Here is a 20,802-nt window from a genome sequence, read left to right as displayed (position 1 = left end):
TTTTACCCGATAATTTTTCGTAAGCCCTGCGTTGGTTGCACCCATGAGTTATGCTCGATAATGTCTAAGGAAAATCAGAATTTCACGCCGACACGAACACCGTATTCGTTGATTTTGGTAGGATCGACTCGGATGTTCTCGCCGTCTAAAACGAAGCTGCCGGATGCTTTGAAGTGACGGTGTTTGTAGAACGGGCCGGCTTCGATGCCGACGGTATCGGTAATTTGTTTGCCGATATTCGCACCTACGCTCACGCCCCATCCGCGTGTTTTTGCATTAATGTTGGCTGAAGCACAGGCTGTGGTTGCGTTGTGTTTCAATTTGGCGTTCCAGGTCAACCTTAACCTCTGCCCAAGGATTCAGATACCAGCCGCAGCCCAAATCGGAAGTCAGGTCGGCGTGCGCTTTGGTATAGAAGGCTTCGCGCTCGGCGTTGAGCGATCCTTTCTCATTAGCTACCGCATCTTTGTATTTTTCATAGCCCAAACCTAAACCGGTACGCAGTTTGTTGGCTTCACTGAGCTGTTGTGTGTAAGTATAACCGGTATACACATCGGTACGTTTTTCTTTAATGCCTTTGCCGAATGGTTTGTAATGTTTATATGGAGTTGCATTCAGACAAAATTGAGTCATAGTCTATTTTCTGAGGTAGGGCAGAATACAGAAAGTCTCGAATCTCAAGTAGCCTGTTACAATCGGCATTGTGATTTAGATATTCACGGTTATCCAGTGTGCGGCTGATCAGTGCCAGTCTTGAAACTACTATTTCAGTCAATACATCTTTTTCCATTAATGTTGCCATAATGACTGTTCCTTAATTAATATCTGTAAAGAACAAATTAGTATCAACTCTGATTTATAGTATGTCCTACAAGGCGTGGATATTTGGCGCAGTAGAATCAAGAACAGACAGATTTCTGAAAATATAGGAATTTAAAAATGCTGAGTTATTTTGGAAAAAGTGGTGTACAAAAATCTCAAATTCTGGATATATATAAATATATTATATTTATACCTATTAATAAAGAATAATATTTAATATTTATATAGAAAATGCGTTGCTTTCAAACACACTCAGCCAAAACCGGAACAGTAGGATTCAGTTTCAGTTGTCGATGACTGAAACACACTCAGCCAAAACCGGAACAGTAAAACTCAGTTTCAGTTGTCGATGACTGGAACACACTCAGCCAAAACCGGAACAGTAAAACTCAGTTTCAGTTGTCGATGACCGGAACACACTCAGCCAAAACCGGAACAGTAAAACTCAGTTTCAGTTGTCGATGACCGAAACACACTCAGCCAAAACCGGAACAGTAGGATTCAGTTTCAGTTTGTCGATGACCGAAACACACTCAGCCAAAACCGGAACAGTAGGATTCAGTTTCAGTTTGTCGATGACCGAAACACACTCAGCCAAAACCGGAACAGTAAAACTCAGTTTCAGTTGTCGATGACTGAAACACACTCAGCCAAAACCGGAACAGTAGGATTCAGTTTCAGTTGTCGATGACTGAAACACACTCAGCCAAAACCGGAACAGTAGGATTCAGTTTCAGTTGTCGATGACTGAAACACACTCAGCCAAAACCGGAACAGTAAAACTCAGTTTCAGTTGTCGATGACTGAAACACACTCAGCCAAAACCGGAACAGTAAAACTCAGTTTCAGTTGTCGATGACCTAAACACACTCAGCCAAAATAGAAACCGTTGACATCAATTCGTCGATGACTTCCACACACTTCAGCCAAAAACCAAAGTCCCATTTTTATCTCTAAATTTTTCGGAAAGAAAAAAACACTATAATGTTGGGTATTGATATGTGAAGGAATCCACCATGAACCTAAAAGCTTTCGATTTGATGATTAACTTCGCTCTAAAAGGAAACTTTGTTGTGGTTCTGGAAAATACATTGAATACGTTTTGCAAAAAACTTGAAGAGTCCGATGTTGCGGTTAGAGAAGCAGCTGCTACTTTGATAGATGAAACTTTATTTTGAGCCGAAGTTCTGGGTTAAAAACGGACTGATTGTCCGGAAAGACAGCTTGTTCGAAGGTGATTACATTTACGGTGCAGACGGTTGCGGGTTCTTGCCATCAAATTTAACAGAGTTCCGAGAATATTGCCGGAAACAGTACCAAAAGTTTAAGGACGAAGAAGTTTTGGTTAACCGATATGCAATCGATATTTTAGGCATGTCAGAGCCGCCATATGATGACCACCATGTGACTTCAGTCAAATATTTTGTTTAATAAAGTGGTATTCCCATGTGGTGTAGCTATTCAAACGAAGGAATTTAAAATGTCGACATACAGACCGAATTTTACAAATCAACGGCAGATTTTTTCGTTAACGGAGCAGGAATATTTGTTTGAGCTGTCTGGTCGACTGCCTTTATCCCTGCTGACTGATTCGTCACGCAATATTGAAGAAATCGGCATCGATTTCATATACAGTTCAGCACGACTGGAAGGTAACACCTACGACCGGCATGATACTCAGGCTTTATTGAAAATCGGTCAAACCGCCGCAGGTAAACCGTATTCGGATGCCGTAATGCTGGTCAATCTGAGGGATAGTTACGGCTTTCTGATGTCTTGCATCGATACGCCGGAACCGTTTGACTGGAAAGATTTTGTCAAAACCACGCATTCGCTGATTGCCGACAAACTGCTTGAAAAAGGGGCTGTCGGCGTTGTACGCCGTGGAAGTGTGAAAATCAGCGGAACCGAATATACGCCTTTATCCAATCCGGAGAATTTAACTGCCGAATTAGACTGGATCATACAGGTCGCCCGGAAAGTCGAAAATCCTTTCGACCGGGCTGTTTACCTGCATAACAATTTGGCCTACCTGCAATTTTTCAAAGACTGCAACAAACGCACTGCCAGAAACTGTATGGCACTCTCCTTAATGAGGGAGAAAATTTTTCCGTGCGTACTGGATTCGGACAGTTGTCGGGATTATTCATCCGCCGTTATTTCCTACTATGAGACAGGTGAATATACGCTGTTTAAAGAATATTTCATTCATGCCTACGAAAATACGGTGAGAAAATACGAACCCAAATCCGATCCGGAAATCATACGGGATTTTTCCATTTGAATTTACTGGAGGTATGAGTGACACGATGAATCCGATTAAAACAAAGCTTGACATCCTTCCACGCCTTTAGGCGGGGGAGGATGTCAAGATGTGCAGCATTATCCAGTATCAGCCGAATTCCCGCTTCCGTACTCTGGTCGGCGACCAATGCGCGTGCTTTAAGGGTGCGATGGGTTTCTTCGGATAAGGTATAAAAAGCCCGCCATTGACGCGGTGGGGGGGGGATTGAGAGAATGTTTCGGCGTTACTGGAGTGTGCCGTTCAACCAGATTTACTCGGTATTACAGGCTTCGGCAAAATATAAAATTTAACATAAGGTGTATTATGCGAACTAGAATAAATATGTAAATTTCATATCTTGAATCTCCTCGATTGCGGATGTTTTTCTCTGTCTTTACAGGCTGACAGACCTTATCTGCCAACTGCGTACTACCGTTACCCATTGCGCACGTCCTTAGGGATGGACGGCTATTCTCCGACTTTGTACAGCTGCACATTTTTTCCAAAACTAGGGCAACAACGGCTGGTATTTTGCGGCGGTACGGCAAACAAAAACCCACCATTCCAAGCCAATTTATACGCTAACTGTCGCCTAAATTCATACCAAGATTGGTCTAAAATCGCCCGATTTAAGCCTGATTTTTGTTTGATGTTTTTGCCATGCTGTTCAGCATCGCCTTTTGCTGATTTGGACATATTCGCCACTTGCAAATCTTCAACGTACACAATCGCGTGGTTTCGGCTGATTTTGCTGCTGATTTGATGCAGGTAATTTTTACGAATATTGCTGGTTTTATGGTGGAATTTGGCAATTTTGACTTTTAACTTTTGCCAATTTTTAGAAAATTTGGTCTTGTTTTTGAAACGTTTTTGTAGTTTCGCTAATTTGCCTTTTAGGTTCTTAAATGCGTTAATCGGCTCAAAATATTCGCCGTTGGACAAAGTAGCAAAACGAACGATGCCCATATCAATACCGATTTCTCCGCCGTTGGGTTTTGGTGTTTCCGTCTCAAATTCTGTTTGAATAGAAACATACCACATACCGCATTTTTGGCTGACGGTTACATTTTTCAGGCTGCCTGAAATAGCTCGGCTATTGCGATAACGCACCCAACCAATTTTGGGTAAATAGATACGGTTATTTTGTTGCTCCAATTTGCAGCCTTGTGGAAATCTGAAACTGTCTTTTTCTCCCTTGCGTTTAAATTTTGGAAAGTCCGAACGTTTGGCGAAAAAATTTTTGAATGCACTTTCCAAATCTTTCAAACTCTGCTGCAACACTTGGCTGTGGCAGTCTTTAAGCCAAACTAACTCACGTTTCCATTCAGGCAGCAAATTCGCGATTTTGGCGTAGCTGAATTTAAACGATTTATCTGCTTCGTACTGTTCATTTTGATACGCCAAAGCCCGATTGAAGACAAAACGGGCACAACCACAGAACTGCTTGATTCTGCGGATTTGCTCGCCGTTTGGCATGATTTCGAACTTAAAGGCTTTGCGTATTATCATAGTGGTATGATTATACCTTTGATTTGTGTTTGTGCCTTATATCTCCGCCCTGAAGGACGGAGTTTTACGGCACAGGGCTGATAATTATTTTCTCACTCTGTTATCTACTAGGACATCGTACTGGAAGCCCAATATGATGTACCTACTGAGCTACTGTATGAAATGCTGGCAAATTTATCTAAGGGTATTATATCCCCAAAACATCCACAAAATCTGTGGATAATATTCCATAAAGAAGGCCACCTGAACTTCAGATTAATCATCCTACTATCAAATACGTTACCGGCGGTTTTGGTAAATTCAAAAAAACAACCATCTTTATCAGCACTCTAAATAAGAAAGTACGATTTGTAACTGTAAGGAATATATTGAAGACATTAAGAAAACCATAGATCCATTTTTCAAATGCTATTTTGGTCAACTTGGTGTAAAAAACCGCCGTTAGGCGGTTTAAAGTTGTCATTCAGGGATGTTGGGTAAGATAAAAGGCGGATGACTGTCAAAGCCTACAATTTTGATGAAGCCGTCACCAAGGATGTAGTGAAGAATATAGGCAGATGTAAAATCTCCGTATCTGCTGCCTTTGTATTCAGGAATGCCTATGTGGTAATGCCAAAGGTTATGCCGTTGGGCAAATTGTACTTTCTCCAACCATTGTGGGTCGTCTTTCGGTACGCTGTCGCTGGATTTGTTCCTTCCGGGCAAGCCGGTCAATCCGTTTTACTGGACGAATAGAATAAATTCTGCAATTTTTCTGCGGTCTTCTTTAGGGAAATTTTCCAACCCTTTTTGAAATCTTCGGCCAAAAGTACCTGCATTTATCGCTCCAGCCATTTTTCCAGATCATCAACAGTATCGAATTGCGGAATGCTGACAAAACTGCCATCAACAGCGGTTTTAAGTTTTTCCAAATCGAAATTGTAATCAGTCGGAGGCAAGCTATGGCGGAAATATTCGCGCAGTAGTGTAATCCCTATGATCTCGCCCTGCCGGGTCTGTACCCACGGGGCTTCCTGATGGGTTTTATTACGTAATGCCCATGCCGTGTAGCAGCCTTGCTCTTTACGGACACGGTTGAGGACAACCAACTCTTCGTCCGCATATTTGTCCGGTTCGATATGAGCCGCAGGTAAGGGACTGCTACCGTATTTTTTGTAGGTACGATAAATACAGGGTACTACCGGCCCGTGCTGCCAGTGTTCGATATTTTCGGCAAAAAGGGGGCGGTCAAGTATAGCAAGAGAGTAGCCTTGTGCGTAGTACAACAGTTTTTGAAGTTTGAGATTGGATATCTGCTCCCCTTCCTCTTCTTCAAAAGGGGAAAGGAAGAAATCTGCCACATCGTGTGCGCTCAGCATTTTCTGTTCCCGTCGTTGTGTATAAATCCGCAAGCTGTTTCGTGTATCTGTCTGGCAATGCTAGCAGTGACAGTTTGTTAACTTTCTGCGTCTGCCCCAATAATACCCTTTAATTTGCATAATGTGAACAAATACAAAGAACAAACAAAGGGAAATTTTAAGAGGATGATATGTGATGAAAGAGTAAAAAACCACCGGTCCCCTGATAAGCACCGGTGGTCAAACACATTACAAAGATGTCTGAACGGCTCAGACGTTAAGATTCTATTGCAGTTTGAAGCTGAAAACAAGATATGGCATTACCTTCCTGAGCGAGCCAAGTCTAACTGTTTTGCAATTTTTTCTCAGTCTCCTGAATCTTCAAACTGATTCCGCATCAGCCTGGCTGAACCATTTTCAAATATAATTGTTGGCGTGTCTTGGACCTGATAGTTCACTGCGGCCACAAAGACTTTCTCCAAAACTATTTCTGATTTTTGGTGCGCCATGGTTTTTCCTTTACTCACTTCTTTAAAGTCGGTTTAAATATATCGAACTGATCCTTGTCACCCGACTTATGTTTGCGGTTATAAGCCCGTCTAACCTTACTTACCGTCGAAGGACTACATTTAAGTGCAGATGCTATCCCTGTAATGCTCACACCGTTTAGTGTGAGTTGGATAATCCTTTTGTGCAAATCTTCATGTAGGAAATTGTCGCGTTGTTTACACCATAGGTTGAGAAAAGTAAGCCTGCAAGACCTCAAACGGCGTATTGCCGCCCAGACTACCATGCGGCTTCACCGTGTTATAGAAGTTCACAAACCGGCACAGCTCCTTTTGCCGGTGTTCCGAGCTGTCGAAACTCTGCTTTTCATGCCACATCTCCATCCGGGTGCGGATAACCCGTTCCGCCTTACCGTTGGTCTGCGGACGGGCAACCCGGGTAAACTTTTGACCAATCCCGTTCTCGTAACAGGCTACACCGAAAGCATGGTTGGCCAAGCCTTTATATTCCGTACCGCTGTCGGAGTAAACGCACTCAATCAGGTATGGGCAGGGATCAATCAGGTGTCCGGTCAGTAACTTGGCGGCGCTGTCTGCGGTTTTGTCCGGCAAAATGGCGGCGTATAGCTCCCTTGAGAAATCGTCGATGGCGACAAACAGGTAATCCCGCTTATCGGTGGCTTTCTGCCCTTTGAGCAGCGGCAGCCGTTTGGTATCGAGATGTACTAGCTCTCCGGGGTAGGATTTATTGTAGCGTTTGGCCTGCCTTTTGAGTTTTTCCTGAATGCTGCGTTCTACCTTGGCCAGGCGTTTCATTCCGTACTTTGCCTGTTTGAAACGGTTGTTGGTACTAGTTTGGGGTTTGAGCAGTCTGCCTCTTGCGGCTTTAAATGCGCGGTAGATGGTGACGCAGCTGACTTGGTAGCGGCGGGCCAGGGAGGTAACGCTTTCCTTCTCCTGCGTGTAGGCCAGCCAAATAGCTTGGCGGTGGTGCGGGGTTAGACGGGTGTTTTTGTGCATGTTCATATTTCAGTATTCTCCTGGAAATACTGTAAACAACGCTACTGGTTTCTACACTAGGTCGTCTGAAAATTTTGTCTTGCGGTTGTTTGGCGCGTTTGGGATGCTGACAGTTTATAAAGAGAGAAAAGTGCGAGCAAGGTCGTCTGAAAACACAGTTTCCATGGCATTAAGCCTTGAACTTGGGATTCAGACGACCTTTTCTATTTTCAACCACTCAATCAACGCCTCTGCCGCCTGCGTTTTGTGGCGGTTGGGCGGGTAGTATAAGGCCATCGGCGGATAGACGGCGCGGGCGCGGGCGAACAGTTCGACCAGTGCGCCCGAGGCGAGTTCGTCGGCGACGGCGTAGTGCGGCAGCCAGGTCAGCCCCAAGCCGTCGAGGGCGGCGGTTTTGACAAGGGCGGTGCTGTTGAAGGTGAGGCTGGCGGGCACGATGCAGCGGTGTTGCACCAGTTCGGACGGTGTTTCAGGCTGCCCGTGGCGGGTGAGATAGTCGGGCGCGGCAACGACGCACATCGCCCGTTCGCCCGAAATCGGCACGGCAACCATATCCTGCGCTACGTCGCCCAAAGGTCTTACACCAAAATCAAAGCCCTGCGCCACAATGTTCGACCAACTGTTGTTAATCAAAATCTCCACATCGACTTCGGGAAACTGCGCCAAAAACGACCGCACTTTCGGGTAAATCAGGTAATAGACGGGGTTTTCGGCGGTGTTAATCCGCAGCCTGCCCGACACTTTGCCGTGCAAATCGCCCAACGCCGCCAGCTCCTCCTGAATGCCGCCAAACATCGGCGCAATCCGCTCATACAGCCGCTGCCCCGCCTCCGTGGGCGACATGGAACGGGTGGTGCGGTTTAACAGCTTGGTGTTCAGGCGGTTTTCCAAGTCGTTCATGCGGTGGCTCAACGCCGACGGCTGCACCCCGAGCGACTGCGCCGCCCGACTGAAATTGCCGAGCTTGACGACTTGGATGAAGGCGTAGAGGTCGTTGAAATTGCGGTTTTGCATGGGTTGGGTTCTATATCAGGATTAATTAAATAGACGATTGAATTCTGTATTTATCAGCGTTTTCTTTAATCTCAACAGCAGCATCAATCCAGCCATTTACATTAGATATAAAATGATCCCAATTGCAACGCAACATATACGATTGAGAACATATTCCATTTCTTAGTTTCGTAGCTGGATAAGGATACTGGAGATTATTCAGATTTTTTTGAATAATATTAAACAAAAAACCAGTTTGGTTGGTATATTCATAGCATCCATTGATGTCCGGCAGGGCAACCAATAGTATTGCATTTCGTTTACTCTTATTGAAAGCCCTTGTTTTATTTCTAAGTGAATAAGCAATTTCCCATGGAATCCACTGGTCATTTTCACTCACCCATTTTTCTTTCATATTAGGAGAAAGCAGTACAACCGTTACTGAGCTATCAAAAATTTTATCTGCTAGTTTTCCCTGAATAGTATCATCTTTAAAATCAGCAAGGCTTTCATCATCTTTTTCTCCTTTATTGATGTGGATACCATCACGATTGAGCTTAGCCTGTAAAATATCTACATAATCTCTAGCTGTTGTTGTATGAAAGATATCATGCGGTCTTAATTGTTTTACAGCTGAGTCGCTATACTTGTACGAAATAAAAATTTTACGTCCCATTTATTTATCCTCATCACGAATTTTAATTGCTTTTTCAACCAAATCTGCAATATTCTCTTTTATATCATCATAAACAAAATCGCTAGATTGATATTGAGAGTCAAAAATAGGCGCATCTTTGAGTAATGGATTACTTCCTCTTTTTGATGTTTTTCCATTTTGGTCTTTAAGTTTATGAATATAGACACCACAAATTCCTTTGCCTAATTCTACAGCTTTATCAATCTCATATTTAACCCATTTACGGCTAGCTGTTTTTTCTCCAATCAAAACAACTAAACAGGATTTGTCTTTTAAATTGTCGTCAATCCATTGTTTGATAACTTCCTCAGATTTGGATTTAACATCCTCCCAGCGATTTCCTTTAACTGGTTCTGAGCCATCTACAACGCCCATATTACGAACTTGACCAGCTCGCCAAGAATCACTATCGAAATGAAAACTGAAAAATACTTTACGTGTCATTTTCTTACCTCGCTTAAAATTTCTAAGATAGATTGTTTGATTTGTTCTAAACTTGCAGATTCAACAGAAATTTTACGAAAATTTGTTTCTGTTAAAAGACTTTCACTTGGAATACTTAATAATTCAACGCATAGTTCTTTTGCCATTGAACCCGTTGTAGCAACAGGGATTAATATATTTCCATTTCGTTTGGATATATCAAATTCTTCACGCATTCCATTTGAGAGAACAATGCTGCCTTTCCCATCTTTCTTATTCCCAAATATAAACAAAGAAATACCAGCATAAGCTATCATATCCTCACGATAAGCTGTCCATTGCTGCTTGCCTTGTTCATCTTGAGGAAATGGGCGCAAGATCAGGTTCTCTTCGCTTACTCTAACCTTTTTCTCCCTTAGTAAATAATCTAATGCACCTGAGATAACTGCACTTCCAATTCCTAACCCATATCCAGTTACAACCCGATAGCCTAATTTCAAAATTTCTTTTGTCAATTCCGACACAAAATTTTCAACATCAGCCTGATTGTAAGGAGCATAATCGGCTGCTGCGCCTGAAATAAAAATAGTTTTTTGCTTTAATTTTTTCTCAACCGTTTTAAGTAATTCTGTAATCTCATTATATTCATCTACTAATAGAACTTGAACAGAAACCCGATTTAAGTCTGCAACAAATAACTGCTGTTTTCGTTGGCGGTATTCAAAATCTGCCTGTGATTCGTTCTCTTCTTTTTGAACTTTTCGCAATATACAATAATGTTCTTTTTGATTTTGGCTGTGAGATGCGCGAACCCTGCTTAAAATGTAGTCAATATTTGGATCTGAAAAACTAAACCCTAAAAATAAGAAACGTTTATTTAATAATTCTCCTTTTAATAAAGTAAAGAAGTCTCCTCTCTGAATTAAATAGCGTTCATAATCATCTTTAATGATAACGGTATCTGTTGGGTGTTCTACATCTCCGTGCATTTTATACACAACCACATCTCGCCCATATTTTGTTTGCGATAATTGTTTTGTTTCATGCTTTACATCAACAATTTTTCCTATATTTTCTAATGATTTTTCAATGAGTTTATCGTAATTTGTTGTCCAAAAGGTATGAATTGGTAGTCTTGCTAAAATCTTATGATTTTCTGTCGGTTCCCCGTCCGATAACCGTTCTAGAATTAATTCATTAATTCTAGAACGGTTATTTGCTTTGCTATTAACATAGTATTGTGCCAATCCGATTAAATCTGTTTCTTTCTTTACATCTAGCCCTAAATCTTCGGCAATTTCAGAAAGCAGTTCCTGCCAGTTTACAAATCCAGCAGAAGCAGATAATCCTGCACCAGCAAATACGGCTAAGTTATGTTCAGAAAGTTCTTTAACTAATTCTTTTATCAGGCGTTCTTTAGTTAGAGTCATTGCTATCTCCCTTTAATTAATGATTGAATAAAATAAGGTTGAGTCCAAAATTTTTAATCTATATTTTCCACCAACCAATCCACCACATGCACCACCTTAACCCCATCCACTTCGCCGACGTCCATTCGATTCGCTGTCAGCACGGTTTTTTGATAATTGTCGGGCAGGTTGACTAAATTGCCGATTTCTCGGTTGCTGTTGTCGGGCAGTTGCATGGCGACTTGGAAATACTGGATTTCCGCGCCTTTTTTCGCCACGAAGTCAATTTCGGTGTTGTCGTAGCTGCCCACGTCCACTTGGTAGCCACGGCGCAGCAGTTCGATAAACACAATGTTTTCAATTTGATGACCGAAATTGTCTCGGAAAGATTTGTTCAGCGTGGCGTTGCGCAAGCCCGTGTCCACGCTATAATACTTGGCTTGGGTGCGCAAGTGGGCTTTGCCGCGCAGGTCGTAGCGGCGTGCTTGGTAGAAGATGAACGCCTGTTCCAGCAGGTCCACATATTTGGCAATGGCGTTGTTGCTTGCGCCCGTACCCTCGTTTTTCAGGGTGTTGGCGATGTTGTTAATGGAAATGCTGTTGCCTGTTTCACTCAATAAAAAGGCGGCGAGGCGGGTCAACACGCCGTCGTTGCGCAGGTTGGCACGCTCGCTCACATCTTTGAGTAAAATCGAATTGAAAATACCGTCCAAAATCGTGCGGCGCACTTCTTCATCTTCCACCAACGCCGTGGCGGGGAAACCGCCGCGCTGCACATATTCGGGAAAAAGTGTGTCCGGCACGCCGTCGAATTGGCGGAATTGCATATATTCTTGAAATGAAAGGGGAAACACGGGAATTTCCACCATTCGCCCCACCAGCAGCGTCGCCAGCTCGCCCGACAGCAGCGAGGAATTTGAGCCCGACAGATAAATATCCGCATCCAAATCCACCCGCAGGCTGTTCACGGCATCTTCCCAGCCTGCAACCCGTTGAATCTCATCAAAAAACAGATACATTTTCTGCCCCGCCTGCGCACGCTCCATCACATAGCGGTACAGCGTTTCGGCGGTGCGCAAGGCTTGGTGCTGCATGGATTCAAAGTTCAAAAACACAATCTGTGCCTCTGCCACGCCACTGGTTTGCAAATAACTGCGGAACATTTCCAGCACAAAAGTCTTGCCCGAACGGCGCACGCCGGTGATGACTTTGATAAATTCGCTGTTTTGGTATTTTTTCAAGCGGTTGAGATAAATGGGGCGGTCAAATACAGTTTGCAGCATAATGAAAACTTCCTAAATTTTGCTAGATTTTTTTCATTATAATGCAAAGCTAAAGGGGTTTTACAGGCTGATTTTCAGTATAGTGAAAATAAAAGGTTATCTGAAAGCCTGATTACTGAGTTTTCCTCACAACGGCATTGCCATTTCCCCTAATTATCAAACCAACACAAATCCCTATAATGCGTTCCATCGGCAGAATTTAAAATGAAACGTCTCATAACCACTTTATTATCAGCAATTTTACTCGCCACAATAGGAGGCAACGCTATGGCAGCAGACTACCACAACAACCCGTTTACTTTAACTTACGAGACCTTTGCAAAATTCCCCCAATCCCCTAACTTCCCACCAAGACATTTAGGAGATTTCTCATGAGCACCTTCTTCCAGCAAACCGCCCAAGCCATGATTGCCAAACACATCGACCGCTTCCCGCTATTGAAGTTGGATCAAGTGATTGATTGGCAGCCGATCGAACAGTACCTGAATCGTCAAAGAACCCGTTACCTTAGAGACCACCGTGGCCGTCCCGCCTATCCCCTGCTGTCCATGTTCAAAGCCGTCCTACTCGGACAATGGCACAGCCTCTCCGATCCCGAACTCGAACACAGCCTCATCACCCGCATCGATTTCAACCTGTTTTGCCGTTTTGACGAACTGAGCATCCCCGATTACAGCACCTTATGCCGCTACCGCAACCGGCGACGCAAGACGACACCCTGTCCGAATTGCTGGAACTGATTAACTGCAAACTGACCGAAAAAGGCCTAAAAATAGAGAAAGCATCCGCCGCCGTCATTGACGCCACCATTATTCATACCGCCGGCAGCAAACAGCGTCAGGCCATAGAAGTTGATGACGAAGGACAAGTCAGCGGTCAAACCACACCGAGTAAAGACAAAGATGCCCGCTGGACAAAGAAAAACGGTTTATACCGACTCGGTTACAAACAACATACCCGCACCGATGAGGAAGGCTATATCGAGAAACTGCACATCACCCCAGCCAATACCCATGAGTGCAACCACCTGTCGCCTTTGTTGGAAGGGATAACCGAAGGCACGACCGTCTATGCCGACAAAGGCTATGACAGTGAGGAAAACCAGAAACATCTAAAAGAGCATCAGTTACTGGACGGCATTATGCGCAAAGCCCACCGTAAACATCCGTTGTCGGAAGCGCAAACCAAACGTAACCGATATTTGTCGAAAACCCGTTATGTGGTCGAACAAAGCTTTGGTACGCTGCACCGTAAATTCCGCTATGCCCGGGCAGCCTATTTCGGGCTGAGCAAAGTAAGTGCGCAAAGCCATCTGAAGGCGATGTGTTTGAACCTGTTGAAAGCCGCTAACAGGCTAAGTGCGCCTGTTGCTGCCTAAAAGGCGGCCCGGATGCCTGATTATCAGGTGTCCAGGGAGGATTAAGGGGATATTTGGGTAAAATCAGGAGGTATTTGAAATAAAAACAGCCGAAAACCTGTTTTTGGGTTTCTGCTGTCGGGGGAAGGGCTTTTTTGCAAAGGTCTCAGGCCGTCTGAAAGGCAAAGGCAACTCGATTGTGATTATCGAGCATAATCTGGACGTGATTAAAACTGAGGTGATGGGGAAGGAAGGATTATTGCTTGTGGAACGCCGGAGGATGTGGTGAAAGCAAAAATCAGTTATACTGGGAAATATTTGAAGATTACTCTGTAATTCATTGAAATAGAAAGTATTGAAAATGAGTAATGAAGTTTATGCGGCTATTGTTGGAGCATTTGTAGGTGGTCTAATTTCTTTTGGAAGCTTATATTTTCAATACGAGAAGATATCAAAGCCAACATTAGAGAATGAAAAAGAAAGAATTTCCCTTGATAGAGAAAGATTTCAAAACGAAACCTTGAAATTGCAAGCTGATATTTCTAACTTGAAATTGAGTATCCAACAGTTTAAAGCAACAGAGCGTGATAAAAATATTAGCTTACTTTTAGATAATACATTCCAACCAAAAATAAAAATTGAAACCTGCACGCGAAATGAAAATTTTCGCATTGATAAGAAAAAGGTTATTCAAATATCTTGTTCTGTTAAAAACGAAGGAAAATATAGTGTAATTGCTACGGAGGTAATTGCGTCAGGAAATGTAAAAGAAATATTTTTTTATAAAAATAGTCAAGAAAAATTTACTTCAAATAGTAGATTTAATGTTCTTTTCTATGTTAGATTACATGATAATAAATCAGCAGGAGAAGCCAAAATACAATTTAATACAGATCCCGAACTTGTTAAAGATTTAAAAAGCCTTCAAAATTCTGCTACTCGAATAAAAATTCGAACACACGTCCTAAATATCGTTAATTTTTAACCTAGTAAGCAAGCGTAGGTTGGGTCTAGACCCAACAAAACCGTACTCTCCCGTTTTGTTGGGTTTGGTAACCCAACCTACCCGCTAACCCAACCCTCTCAGACGACCTCAAACGTCATCTGAAATCTTTATAACCCTCAACGCAGCCTGCCCCCCCCATTTTCAGCAAGCCGTAGCCTGCATATCCAACCGACCGCGTGCGTGGCAGAGCCACACACCCTTGTATATCGGAACTTCCGTATCATAGCAACAAACCGCCCGGCCGCCACCCGTACACACCCAAGGCAAACAACCGTCACGTAGCTCAGGGAGCGCCATCGACACAACCGGACAGTTGCCAGACAACACAACCGAATGCAAGGCAGGTTTATGATGAGTATCCAACACAATTACGCAGGCATCGACATCGCCAAACGAAACTTCGCCATCGCCGTTTCGTCTTTGTCTAAAACCAAAACCGAAACCAACAACCCCAAAGGGATCGCCCATACCGTCGAATACCTTAAAAAACACAACGTCGCCCTCGTCGTCATGGAAAGCACCGGCGGTCTCGAAGTCCCCGCCGTCAAGGCTATCCACCGTGCAGGCATAGCCGTGATTATCGCCAACCCGCGTCAGACGCATCAGTTTGCCCAATCGCAGTCGCTGACTAAAACCGACGCCAAAGATGCCAAAATGCTCGCCTTCTTCGCACAGATGACGGCACAGAAAGAAGGTTGGCAAACCATGCTCTACCACCCGCCCACAGAAGCGGAAGAAGTGTTGGAAGCCTTGGTTAACCGCCGCAACCAACTGGTGGATATGCGGACTGCCGAGAAAAACCGTCTGCATCAGGTTCACGAAACGCAAGTCGAAAGCGTCAAACAACTGATTGCCCATTTTGACCGGCTGATTGACGAATTGGACAAACAAATTGACGACCACACCCACACGCATTTTGACGGCAAAGCCCAAGTGGCAGAGCAGATCAAAGGCATCGGTTCGACAACGACGGCTACGCTGATGGCGATGCTGCCCGAATTGGGACGGCTGTCACACAAACGGATAGCGAGTTTGGTCGGTATTGCCCCACACCCGAGGGAGAGTGGGGAAACCAAATTCAAAAGCCGCTGCTTCGGCGGAAGGTCTGCGGTGCGTAAGGCACTGTATATGGCAACCGTGGTAGCGACACGTTTTGAACCGCTTATTCGGGATTTCTATCAACGCCTGCTGTCCAAGGGTAAGCCGTATAAGGTTGCCGTTACGGCATGTATGCGCAAACTGCTGACGATATTGAATGCCCGGATGCGTGATTACTTTGCCGGGAACGGTATCACCGAGAACGGTATCCGAACAGCTTGATTTGAGTTTTGGTATTTTTGCCCGACGGGGTGAAAAATACAGTTGCTACGTCAAAACTAAAGGTTTTGTGTGGGCTACGGCTTGCTTATCCGTAAGGAATCAAACGAAGGTCATCTGAAAGTTATGTTTCAAACTACCCTATGGTTTGGTTTTGCCTTAATTCAACCAACTTACTGGGTTTGCTTTAATATTTTTCCCAGGATAAATCTAAATCGTTTTGTGGAATACATCCCATAGTCAAACATTTTACAGCACATTTGAATGCTATTTCTTTAGATAAAATATATTTAGACTCAAACAAGCCAATTTGCCCTCCCGTATTTAATTCTATTTTTGAGGTACTTCCTTCGTTAGAGTTTATTAAATTAAAAATGATGCCATTTTCTCCACCTGTTACAACATATTTCCCTCCCCCTCCACCAATCATTAAATAGTTTTCTTCTGATAAAACTAAATTTACAAGAGTATGTTGCTTAGCATCTAATTTTTCTAAAATTTCTAAAAGTCTTTCCGAGGAATTAATATGATAAACCTCTTCCTTACAATGAGATCCATTCCAGTTATCCAAAGTAATTTCCATAATAACTTCCTTATTTAGGTGGGAAATATCTTTTGCTTCCACTAGGTGTATGTACATTAATTGACTCAAGCCCTAACTCTCTAGCTAACGAACCAATACCATTGTTTCTACCACATGAAGGGCATAATTCTCTATCAACATAAATATCAGCTGTTTTTGCTTTACCTTTCATACCAGCATTTAAAGCTCTTTGAGTAACATGCCCTTCTGCATGTGTCTTAGTAATAGCATTGACTTTGTCAAAAGTAGTATCTATTCCGTGTCCATTATGTCCATAAAATACTCGACCACCGATTTCTAAACGAGCAGCTGTATGCGCATCCAATTCAGACCCTGCCTTAGGCATTTTTTTACGTTTGCGGAATCTAGCCAATAATCGAAACTTGTGTTTAATATCACATGGAGGATCAATAGTTTCCGTTCTAGCCCAACCAGAAGGATCAATCCATCCCAGTACATTAGGCGCAAACCAATAAAGATTACTACCCCCCAACAGCCCAATCGGATCCTGATTCACAAACCGCCCGGCCTCAGGCTCGTAATACCGCATCAGGTTGTAATGCAGCCCGGTCTCTTCATCAAAGTATTGGTTTTGCAGTCTGAACGGCTGATGGACGTTCTGATAGACACGCCCGTCCTTTTTCAGACGGCCCCAGGCGGTATATTCGCCGTACCATAAAAGATTGCCGTGGATGTCGGTCATCTCCCTCGGTATGCCGATTTGGTCGGTGTGGAAATAGGCGAGGTATTGTTTGCTGTCTTTGGCGTTGTCAAAGATTTGCGCCAGCGGTTCGTAGCTGTCTTGGTCGGTGTAGAGATAGGTGTAGCTGCCTTTGTAGGTGTATTCCTGCAATAGGCGGCTGCCGTCCCAGACGAAGTGGGTGCGTTTCGGTTCGGTGCTCGTCCAGGCGAGTTTGTCTTGGCGTTCTTTGGAAAGGCGTCTGCCGAACGGGTCGTAGGCGTATGTCCAGATCTCGGTGTTGCCCGCTGCTTTTTTGATTTCGGCGCGGACGAGTTGGTTTTCTAAATCGTATTGGTAATATTGGTTTTCGCCGTTGGGCAACTGGCGGTAGATCAGGTTGCCCAATGTATGGATGAGAAATTCTTAAAGAACAAATGTTTCAGACGGCCTCAAAAGAGATATTGAGGCCGTCTGAAAACCTTGCGTTGGATTCAATGCTTTATCTAGATGGCGATTATCATGTTTTTTATTTAAGCATAGTTTAATTTAAAAACAACAAGCTTCCCCTCAGGATATTTACCTTCCCATCCACAAGGCCAAAACCCTTTAAAATAAGCATCTTCTATCATATTCCAAATAGGATGATTTTTCTTATATTTGTTGTTTAAATAACAATTAAATAAATCGGCATCTATATCACTAAATAAACTATCTTTTAATCCCTCCTCTAAGTGCAAGGAATTTAATTTTTTTTCAATTGCAGGAACAGCATATTCATCCCAAAAATTGTCATCTTCATCTGTAGATAGCTTTAAAATTAGTGAGTTTGATTCACGCAAATCCGCCCAAACAGTCTCTAAATCATACTGCTGATATGCATATCTTTGTGCTACTGAAATATCTTGAATAATTTTCCATCGGCTGTTTTGAAAATTACCTGATACTTCTAATAAATTATTTTTTATAAATTCTAATATTATATTCATAATGTTACTCCTTATTATGTTAAGTAATTAATCCAATCTTGTTTTGTTGTCGGTTTATATAAAGACATACTTCCTGACTTAAGTGCCTTATGAATTTTGGATTGTAATGATTGAATTTTTCTAGCCTTTTCTCTATCACATTTAGAATTTTTATCAATATTATCTACTATTCCCATAATTGCTTGGTTATATCCTCTATGATAGCCCTTATGTTTAGAACGGGTAGTCCCTTTAGATAGAGATTCCGGTAACATAATTCCGTTACCTTTTCCATTAAGTTTAAATAATCCTTGTTTTTCTAGGCGTTGTAACAGTGGAGAATTATTAAACACCTCTACCGGAATTTTATGATGCGCTTGACGACCAGACCACCGAGTAGATTTAGTAATTGCTTCTCCCAACAGCTGAGAATTATTTTTAAGCCCCCAAACATCAACCCATCCCTGCGCATTCGGAGCAAACTGATACAGATTATCCCCACCCAATAGCCCAATCGGGTCCTGATTCACAAACCGCCCGGCCTCAGGCTCGTAATACCGCATCAGGTTGTAGTGCAGCCCGGTCTCTTTATCGAAGTACTGGTTTTGCAGTCTGAACGGCTGATGGACGTTCTGATAGACACGCCCGTCCTTTTTCAGACGGCCCCAGGCGGTATATTCGCCGTACCACAACAGATTGCCGTGGATGTCGGTCATCTCCCTCGGAATGCCGATTTGGTCGTTGTGGAAATAGGCGAGGTATTGGGTTTCGTCTTTGGCGTTGTCAAAGATTTGCGCCAACGGTTCGTAGCTGTCTTGGTCGGTGTAGATATAGGTGTAGCTGCCTTTGTAGGTGTACTCCTGCAATAGGCGGCTGCCGTCCCAGACGAAGTGGGTGCGTTTCGGTTCGGTGCTCGTCCAGGCGAGTTTGTCTTGGCGTTCTTTGGAAAGGCGGCGTCCGAACGGGTCGTAGGCGTATGTCCAGATCTCGGTGTTGCCGGCGGGCTTTTTGATTTCGGCGCGGACGAGTTGGTTTTCTAAATCGTATTGGTAATATTGGTTTTCGCCATTGGGCAGCTGGCGGTAGATCAGGTTGCCCAGTGCGTCGTAGGTGTATTCGATGCCGTTGTATGATTCTAGGCGGTTGCCGCTGCTAATGTTACTGCCTTTGCCCTTCCCTTCGGCTGTTTTGTCGGAAAGGATGTTGTGGGCGGGGTCGAAGGCGAAGGTTTCGCTGCGGCCGGTTTGGCTGTTGCGGGCTTCCTGAATCCGTCCGATTTTGTCGTAAACGTAATGAAGGACGCCGCTTCTTTGGTCGGCGCTTTGAATCAGGTTGCCGGCTTTGTCGTAGGCGAATGAGATTGTTAAAGAGCAAATGGTTCAGACGACCTCAAAGAAGGTATTGAGGTCGTCTGAAAGACAGAAACCGCGTGCGTGCGTACCGCACGCACCCTACGTTGGGATTGGAGGTTTTGTGCGGGCTACGGCTTGCTATAAATTTTTGTTAATTAGCCCACGTTTTTATATCATCTCTATAAGAATCTATTTTTTCTAGCTCCTGAAAATACTCATCAGAACCATTGCTTCTATTTTTTTTTGCACATAATAATCTAATTAATGAAGATGTTAAATCAATCATATCCATATTTTGATATTCTTTATCCAATAAGAAATTAGATATCTTTCTAAAATCTTCTTTCCCCAAATCAAAAAACATTAACATCTGTGCTGCAATAGATAAGGTCATCTCTTCATTATCTATGTATTTTTCTACTATTAGTTTTACTATTTTATCTTTTGTTTCTCTATTATCATGCCGAAATCTAGATAAAAATTTTAATATTTCAACTTTTACAAATTCATCTACATTTATAGAAAATAGCTCTTCTTCCAAATAATTCAAAAATTCTACAGACGGATTACCATCAAAATTATCGAGAAAATCCATTTTGCCATCATCATCCAATTTTTTATAATGTTCTATACTTTTCATACTTAAATTCCTTTAAATATAATGTTAAAAATATTAAATCAATCTACCTCTTCAATTTTAATTGATACGTAATTTTAGTTGTTTCGTCAGGCATTTCTAATATATCCCTAGCTATTCTATCTGCTTGTCCTCCCAAAATAGAGTTTATACGTTTGTCACCTACCTTCGTTACATCCATTGGCTTGCCTCCTGTCCTCATATCCGGCTCATGTAGCCATGCCTTACAATCACCAGCAGGTCCTAATGTTTTGACAAAATTACGTCCTTCTTTTTCTACATCTTCGTTGTAAGCCCTAATTCTCGCTTTTAATCCAATTAAACCCTCTTCTTGAATAATTTTATTCATAGCCTTTATTTGTCCTCTAATTTGCCTACGCAGTTCTGATATATTAGTCTTTTTATCTGGTTTTATTGTATGACGATAAGTCAAACGAGCAAGCCCCCAATAATCAATCCAAATCTGAGCATTCGGTGCAAACTGATAAAGGTTATCCCCACCCAACAACCCAATCGGATCCTGATTCACAAACCGCCCCGCCTCAGGCTCGTAATACCGCATCAGGTTGTAATGCAGCCCGGTCTCTTCATCGAAGTATTGGTTTTGCAGTCTGAACGGC

General features: G+C 43.0%; 23 protein-coding genes and 2 pseudogenes. 5 read left to right on the top strand and 20 right to left on the bottom strand.

The annotated features are described in order from the left end of the window. Positions 1-74: 74 nt before the first annotated feature. From Q9I99_RS09720 to Q9I99_RS09710, 3 genes are all read right to left on the bottom strand, one after another. A complete protein-coding gene (locus Q9I99_RS09720) occupies positions 75-320 on the bottom strand; it encodes a hypothetical protein (RefSeq protein ID WP_301668021.1) in 246 nt (81 codons plus the stop codon). Then, the gene (locus Q9I99_RS09715; RefSeq protein WP_301668022.1) at positions 277-633 is read right to left on the bottom strand and encodes a hypothetical protein; all 357 of its coding nucleotides are present in this window, start codon (positions 631-633) and stop codon (positions 277-279) included. Before Q9I99_RS09715 ends, Q9I99_RS09720 begins: the two co-directional genes overlap by 44 nt. A gap of 640 nt (positions 634-1,273) precedes the next feature. Then, positions 1,274-1,420 (bottom strand): hypothetical protein, encoded by a 147-nt coding sequence (locus tag Q9I99_RS09710; protein WP_301668023.1) that lies wholly within the window; start codon positions 1,418-1,420, stop codon positions 1,274-1,276. 418 nt (positions 1,421-1,838) lie between these two features. On the opposite strand from Q9I99_RS09710, the gene Q9I99_RS09705 reads away from it, so the two are divergent. Together Q9I99_RS09705 and Q9I99_RS09700 are read left to right on the top strand one after the other, a co-directional pair. Beyond that, positions 1,839-2,000, top strand: a complete 162-nt coding sequence (locus Q9I99_RS09705) for a hypothetical protein (RefSeq protein ID WP_159068594.1) — start codon at positions 1,839-1,841, stop codon at positions 1,998-2,000. Between the two features lie 302 nt (positions 2,001-2,302). Then, positions 2,303-3,106: a Fic family protein gene (locus Q9I99_RS09700; RefSeq protein ID WP_301668025.1), complete on the top strand. Its 804-nt coding sequence runs from the start codon at positions 2,303-2,305 to the stop codon at positions 3,104-3,106. Here Q9I99_RS09700 and Q9I99_RS11575 read toward each other — a convergent pair. The 11 genes from Q9I99_RS11575 to Q9I99_RS09650 form a co-directional block, all read right to left on the bottom strand. Further along, positions 3,084-3,254, bottom strand: a complete 171-nt coding sequence (locus Q9I99_RS11575) for a hypothetical protein (RefSeq protein ID WP_373323033.1) — start codon at positions 3,252-3,254, stop codon at positions 3,084-3,086. The two genes, Q9I99_RS09700 and Q9I99_RS11575, sit on opposite strands and share 23 nt — an antisense overlap. A 320-nt stretch (positions 3,255-3,574) precedes the next feature. Continuing rightward, positions 3,575-4,615 carry an RNA-guided endonuclease InsQ/TnpB family protein gene (locus Q9I99_RS09695; RefSeq protein ID WP_118778775.1) on the bottom strand — a complete coding sequence of 347 codons (1,041 nt, stop codon included), beginning with the start codon at positions 4,613-4,615 and terminating at the stop codon, positions 3,575-3,577. Positions 4,616-5,433: 818 nt separating this feature from the next. Further along, positions 5,434-5,973: a Panacea domain-containing protein gene (locus Q9I99_RS09690; RefSeq protein WP_118778774.1), complete on the bottom strand. Its 540-nt coding sequence runs from the start codon at positions 5,971-5,973 to the stop codon at positions 5,434-5,436. A 344-nt stretch (positions 5,974-6,317) separates the two neighbouring features. After that, the gene (locus Q9I99_RS09685; protein ID WP_192880065.1) at positions 6,318-6,461 is read right to left on the bottom strand and encodes a hypothetical protein; all 144 of its coding nucleotides are present in this window, start codon (positions 6,459-6,461) and stop codon (positions 6,318-6,320) included. A gap of 14 nt (positions 6,462-6,475) precedes the next feature. Beyond that, positions 6,476-6,745, bottom strand: a complete 270-nt coding sequence (locus Q9I99_RS09680) for a helix-turn-helix domain-containing protein (protein WP_239990877.1) — start codon at positions 6,743-6,745, stop codon at positions 6,476-6,478. Further along, the gene (locus tag Q9I99_RS09675) at positions 6,678-7,484 is read right to left on the bottom strand and encodes an integrase core domain-containing protein (RefSeq protein ID WP_118778773.1); all 807 of its coding nucleotides are present in this window, start codon (positions 7,482-7,484) and stop codon (positions 6,678-6,680) included. The genes Q9I99_RS09680 and Q9I99_RS09675 overlap by 68 nt, the downstream gene beginning before the upstream one ends. Positions 7,485-7,667: 183 nt before the next feature. After that, positions 7,668-8,492, bottom strand: a complete 825-nt coding sequence (locus Q9I99_RS09670) for a LysR family transcriptional regulator (RefSeq protein WP_118778772.1) — start codon at positions 8,490-8,492, stop codon at positions 7,668-7,670. A 25-nt stretch (positions 8,493-8,517) separates the two neighbouring features. Next, on the bottom strand, positions 8,518-9,147 hold the full coding sequence (locus Q9I99_RS09665) for a TIR domain-containing protein (RefSeq protein WP_118778771.1): 630 nt from the start codon (positions 9,145-9,147) through the stop codon (positions 8,518-8,520). Further along, positions 9,148-9,612: a TIR domain-containing protein gene (locus Q9I99_RS09660; RefSeq protein ID WP_118778770.1), complete on the bottom strand. Its 465-nt coding sequence runs from the start codon at positions 9,610-9,612 to the stop codon at positions 9,148-9,150. Then, on the bottom strand, positions 9,609-11,021 hold the full coding sequence (locus Q9I99_RS09655) for an SIR2 family protein (protein ID WP_118780894.1): 1,413 nt from the start codon (positions 11,019-11,021) through the stop codon (positions 9,609-9,611). The genes Q9I99_RS09660 and Q9I99_RS09655 overlap by 4 nt, the downstream gene beginning before the upstream one ends. A gap of 53 nt (positions 11,022-11,074) precedes the next feature. Then, positions 11,075-12,283 carry an ATP-binding protein gene (locus Q9I99_RS09650; RefSeq protein ID WP_118778768.1) on the bottom strand — a complete coding sequence of 403 codons (1,209 nt, stop codon included), beginning with the start codon at positions 12,281-12,283 and terminating at the stop codon, positions 11,075-11,077. A 371-nt stretch (positions 12,284-12,654) separates the two neighbouring features. Here Q9I99_RS09650 and Q9I99_RS09645 point away from each other — a divergent pair. From Q9I99_RS09645 to Q9I99_RS09635, 3 genes and pseudogenes are all read left to right on the top strand, one after another. Then, positions 12,655-13,661 (top strand): annotated as a pseudogene (locus Q9I99_RS09645) (IS5 family transposase). Between the two features lie 340 nt (positions 13,662-14,001). Beyond that, entirely contained in the window at positions 14,002-14,625 is a 624-nt protein-coding gene (locus Q9I99_RS09640) for a hypothetical protein (protein ID WP_118778821.1), read from the top strand. A gap of 354 nt (positions 14,626-14,979) precedes the next feature. Beyond that, complete coding sequence (locus Q9I99_RS09635) at positions 14,980-15,966, top strand: IS110 family RNA-guided transposase (protein WP_439652323.1); 987 nt, start codon at positions 14,980-14,982, stop codon at positions 15,964-15,966. A 184-nt stretch (positions 15,967-16,150) separates the two neighbouring features. On the opposite strand, the gene Q9I99_RS09630 is transcribed toward Q9I99_RS09635, so the two are convergent. From Q9I99_RS09630 to Q9I99_RS09600, 6 genes and pseudogenes are all read right to left on the bottom strand, one after another. Further along, positions 16,151-16,546: a hypothetical protein gene (locus Q9I99_RS09630; RefSeq protein ID WP_118778823.1), complete on the bottom strand. Its 396-nt coding sequence runs from the start codon at positions 16,544-16,546 to the stop codon at positions 16,151-16,153. 10 nt (positions 16,547-16,556) lie between these two features. Then, a pseudogene (locus tag Q9I99_RS09625) lies at positions 16,557-17,636 on the bottom strand (RHS repeat-associated core domain-containing protein); the annotation flags it as partial. Positions 17,637-17,758: 122 nt separating this feature from the next. Further along, complete coding sequence (locus Q9I99_RS09620; RefSeq protein ID WP_070608589.1) at positions 17,759-18,214, bottom strand: hypothetical protein; 456 nt, start codon at positions 18,212-18,214, stop codon at positions 17,759-17,761. Positions 18,215-18,228: 14 nt separating this feature from the next. Continuing rightward, entirely contained in the window at positions 18,229-19,569 is a 1,341-nt protein-coding gene (locus Q9I99_RS09615) for an RHS repeat-associated core domain-containing protein (RefSeq protein WP_439652324.1), read from the bottom strand. Between the two features lie 127 nt (positions 19,570-19,696). Continuing rightward, on the bottom strand, positions 19,697-20,185 hold the full coding sequence (locus Q9I99_RS09605; RefSeq protein ID WP_301667487.1) for a hypothetical protein: 489 nt from the start codon (positions 20,183-20,185) through the stop codon (positions 19,697-19,699). Between the two features lie 43 nt (positions 20,186-20,228). Next, positions 20,229-20,802: RHS repeat-associated core domain-containing protein (locus Q9I99_RS09600; protein WP_304666215.1), on the bottom strand; the 574-nt coding region annotated here is incomplete at its 5' end.

The sequence above is a fragment of the Neisseria basseii genome (assembly GCF_962707005.1).
Lineage (GTDB): Bacteria > Pseudomonadota > Gammaproteobacteria > Burkholderiales > Neisseriaceae > Neisseria > Neisseria bergeri.
The sequence above is the reverse complement of the archived record's forward strand: the minus strand, read 5'-3'. Positions and strand labels throughout refer to the sequence as shown.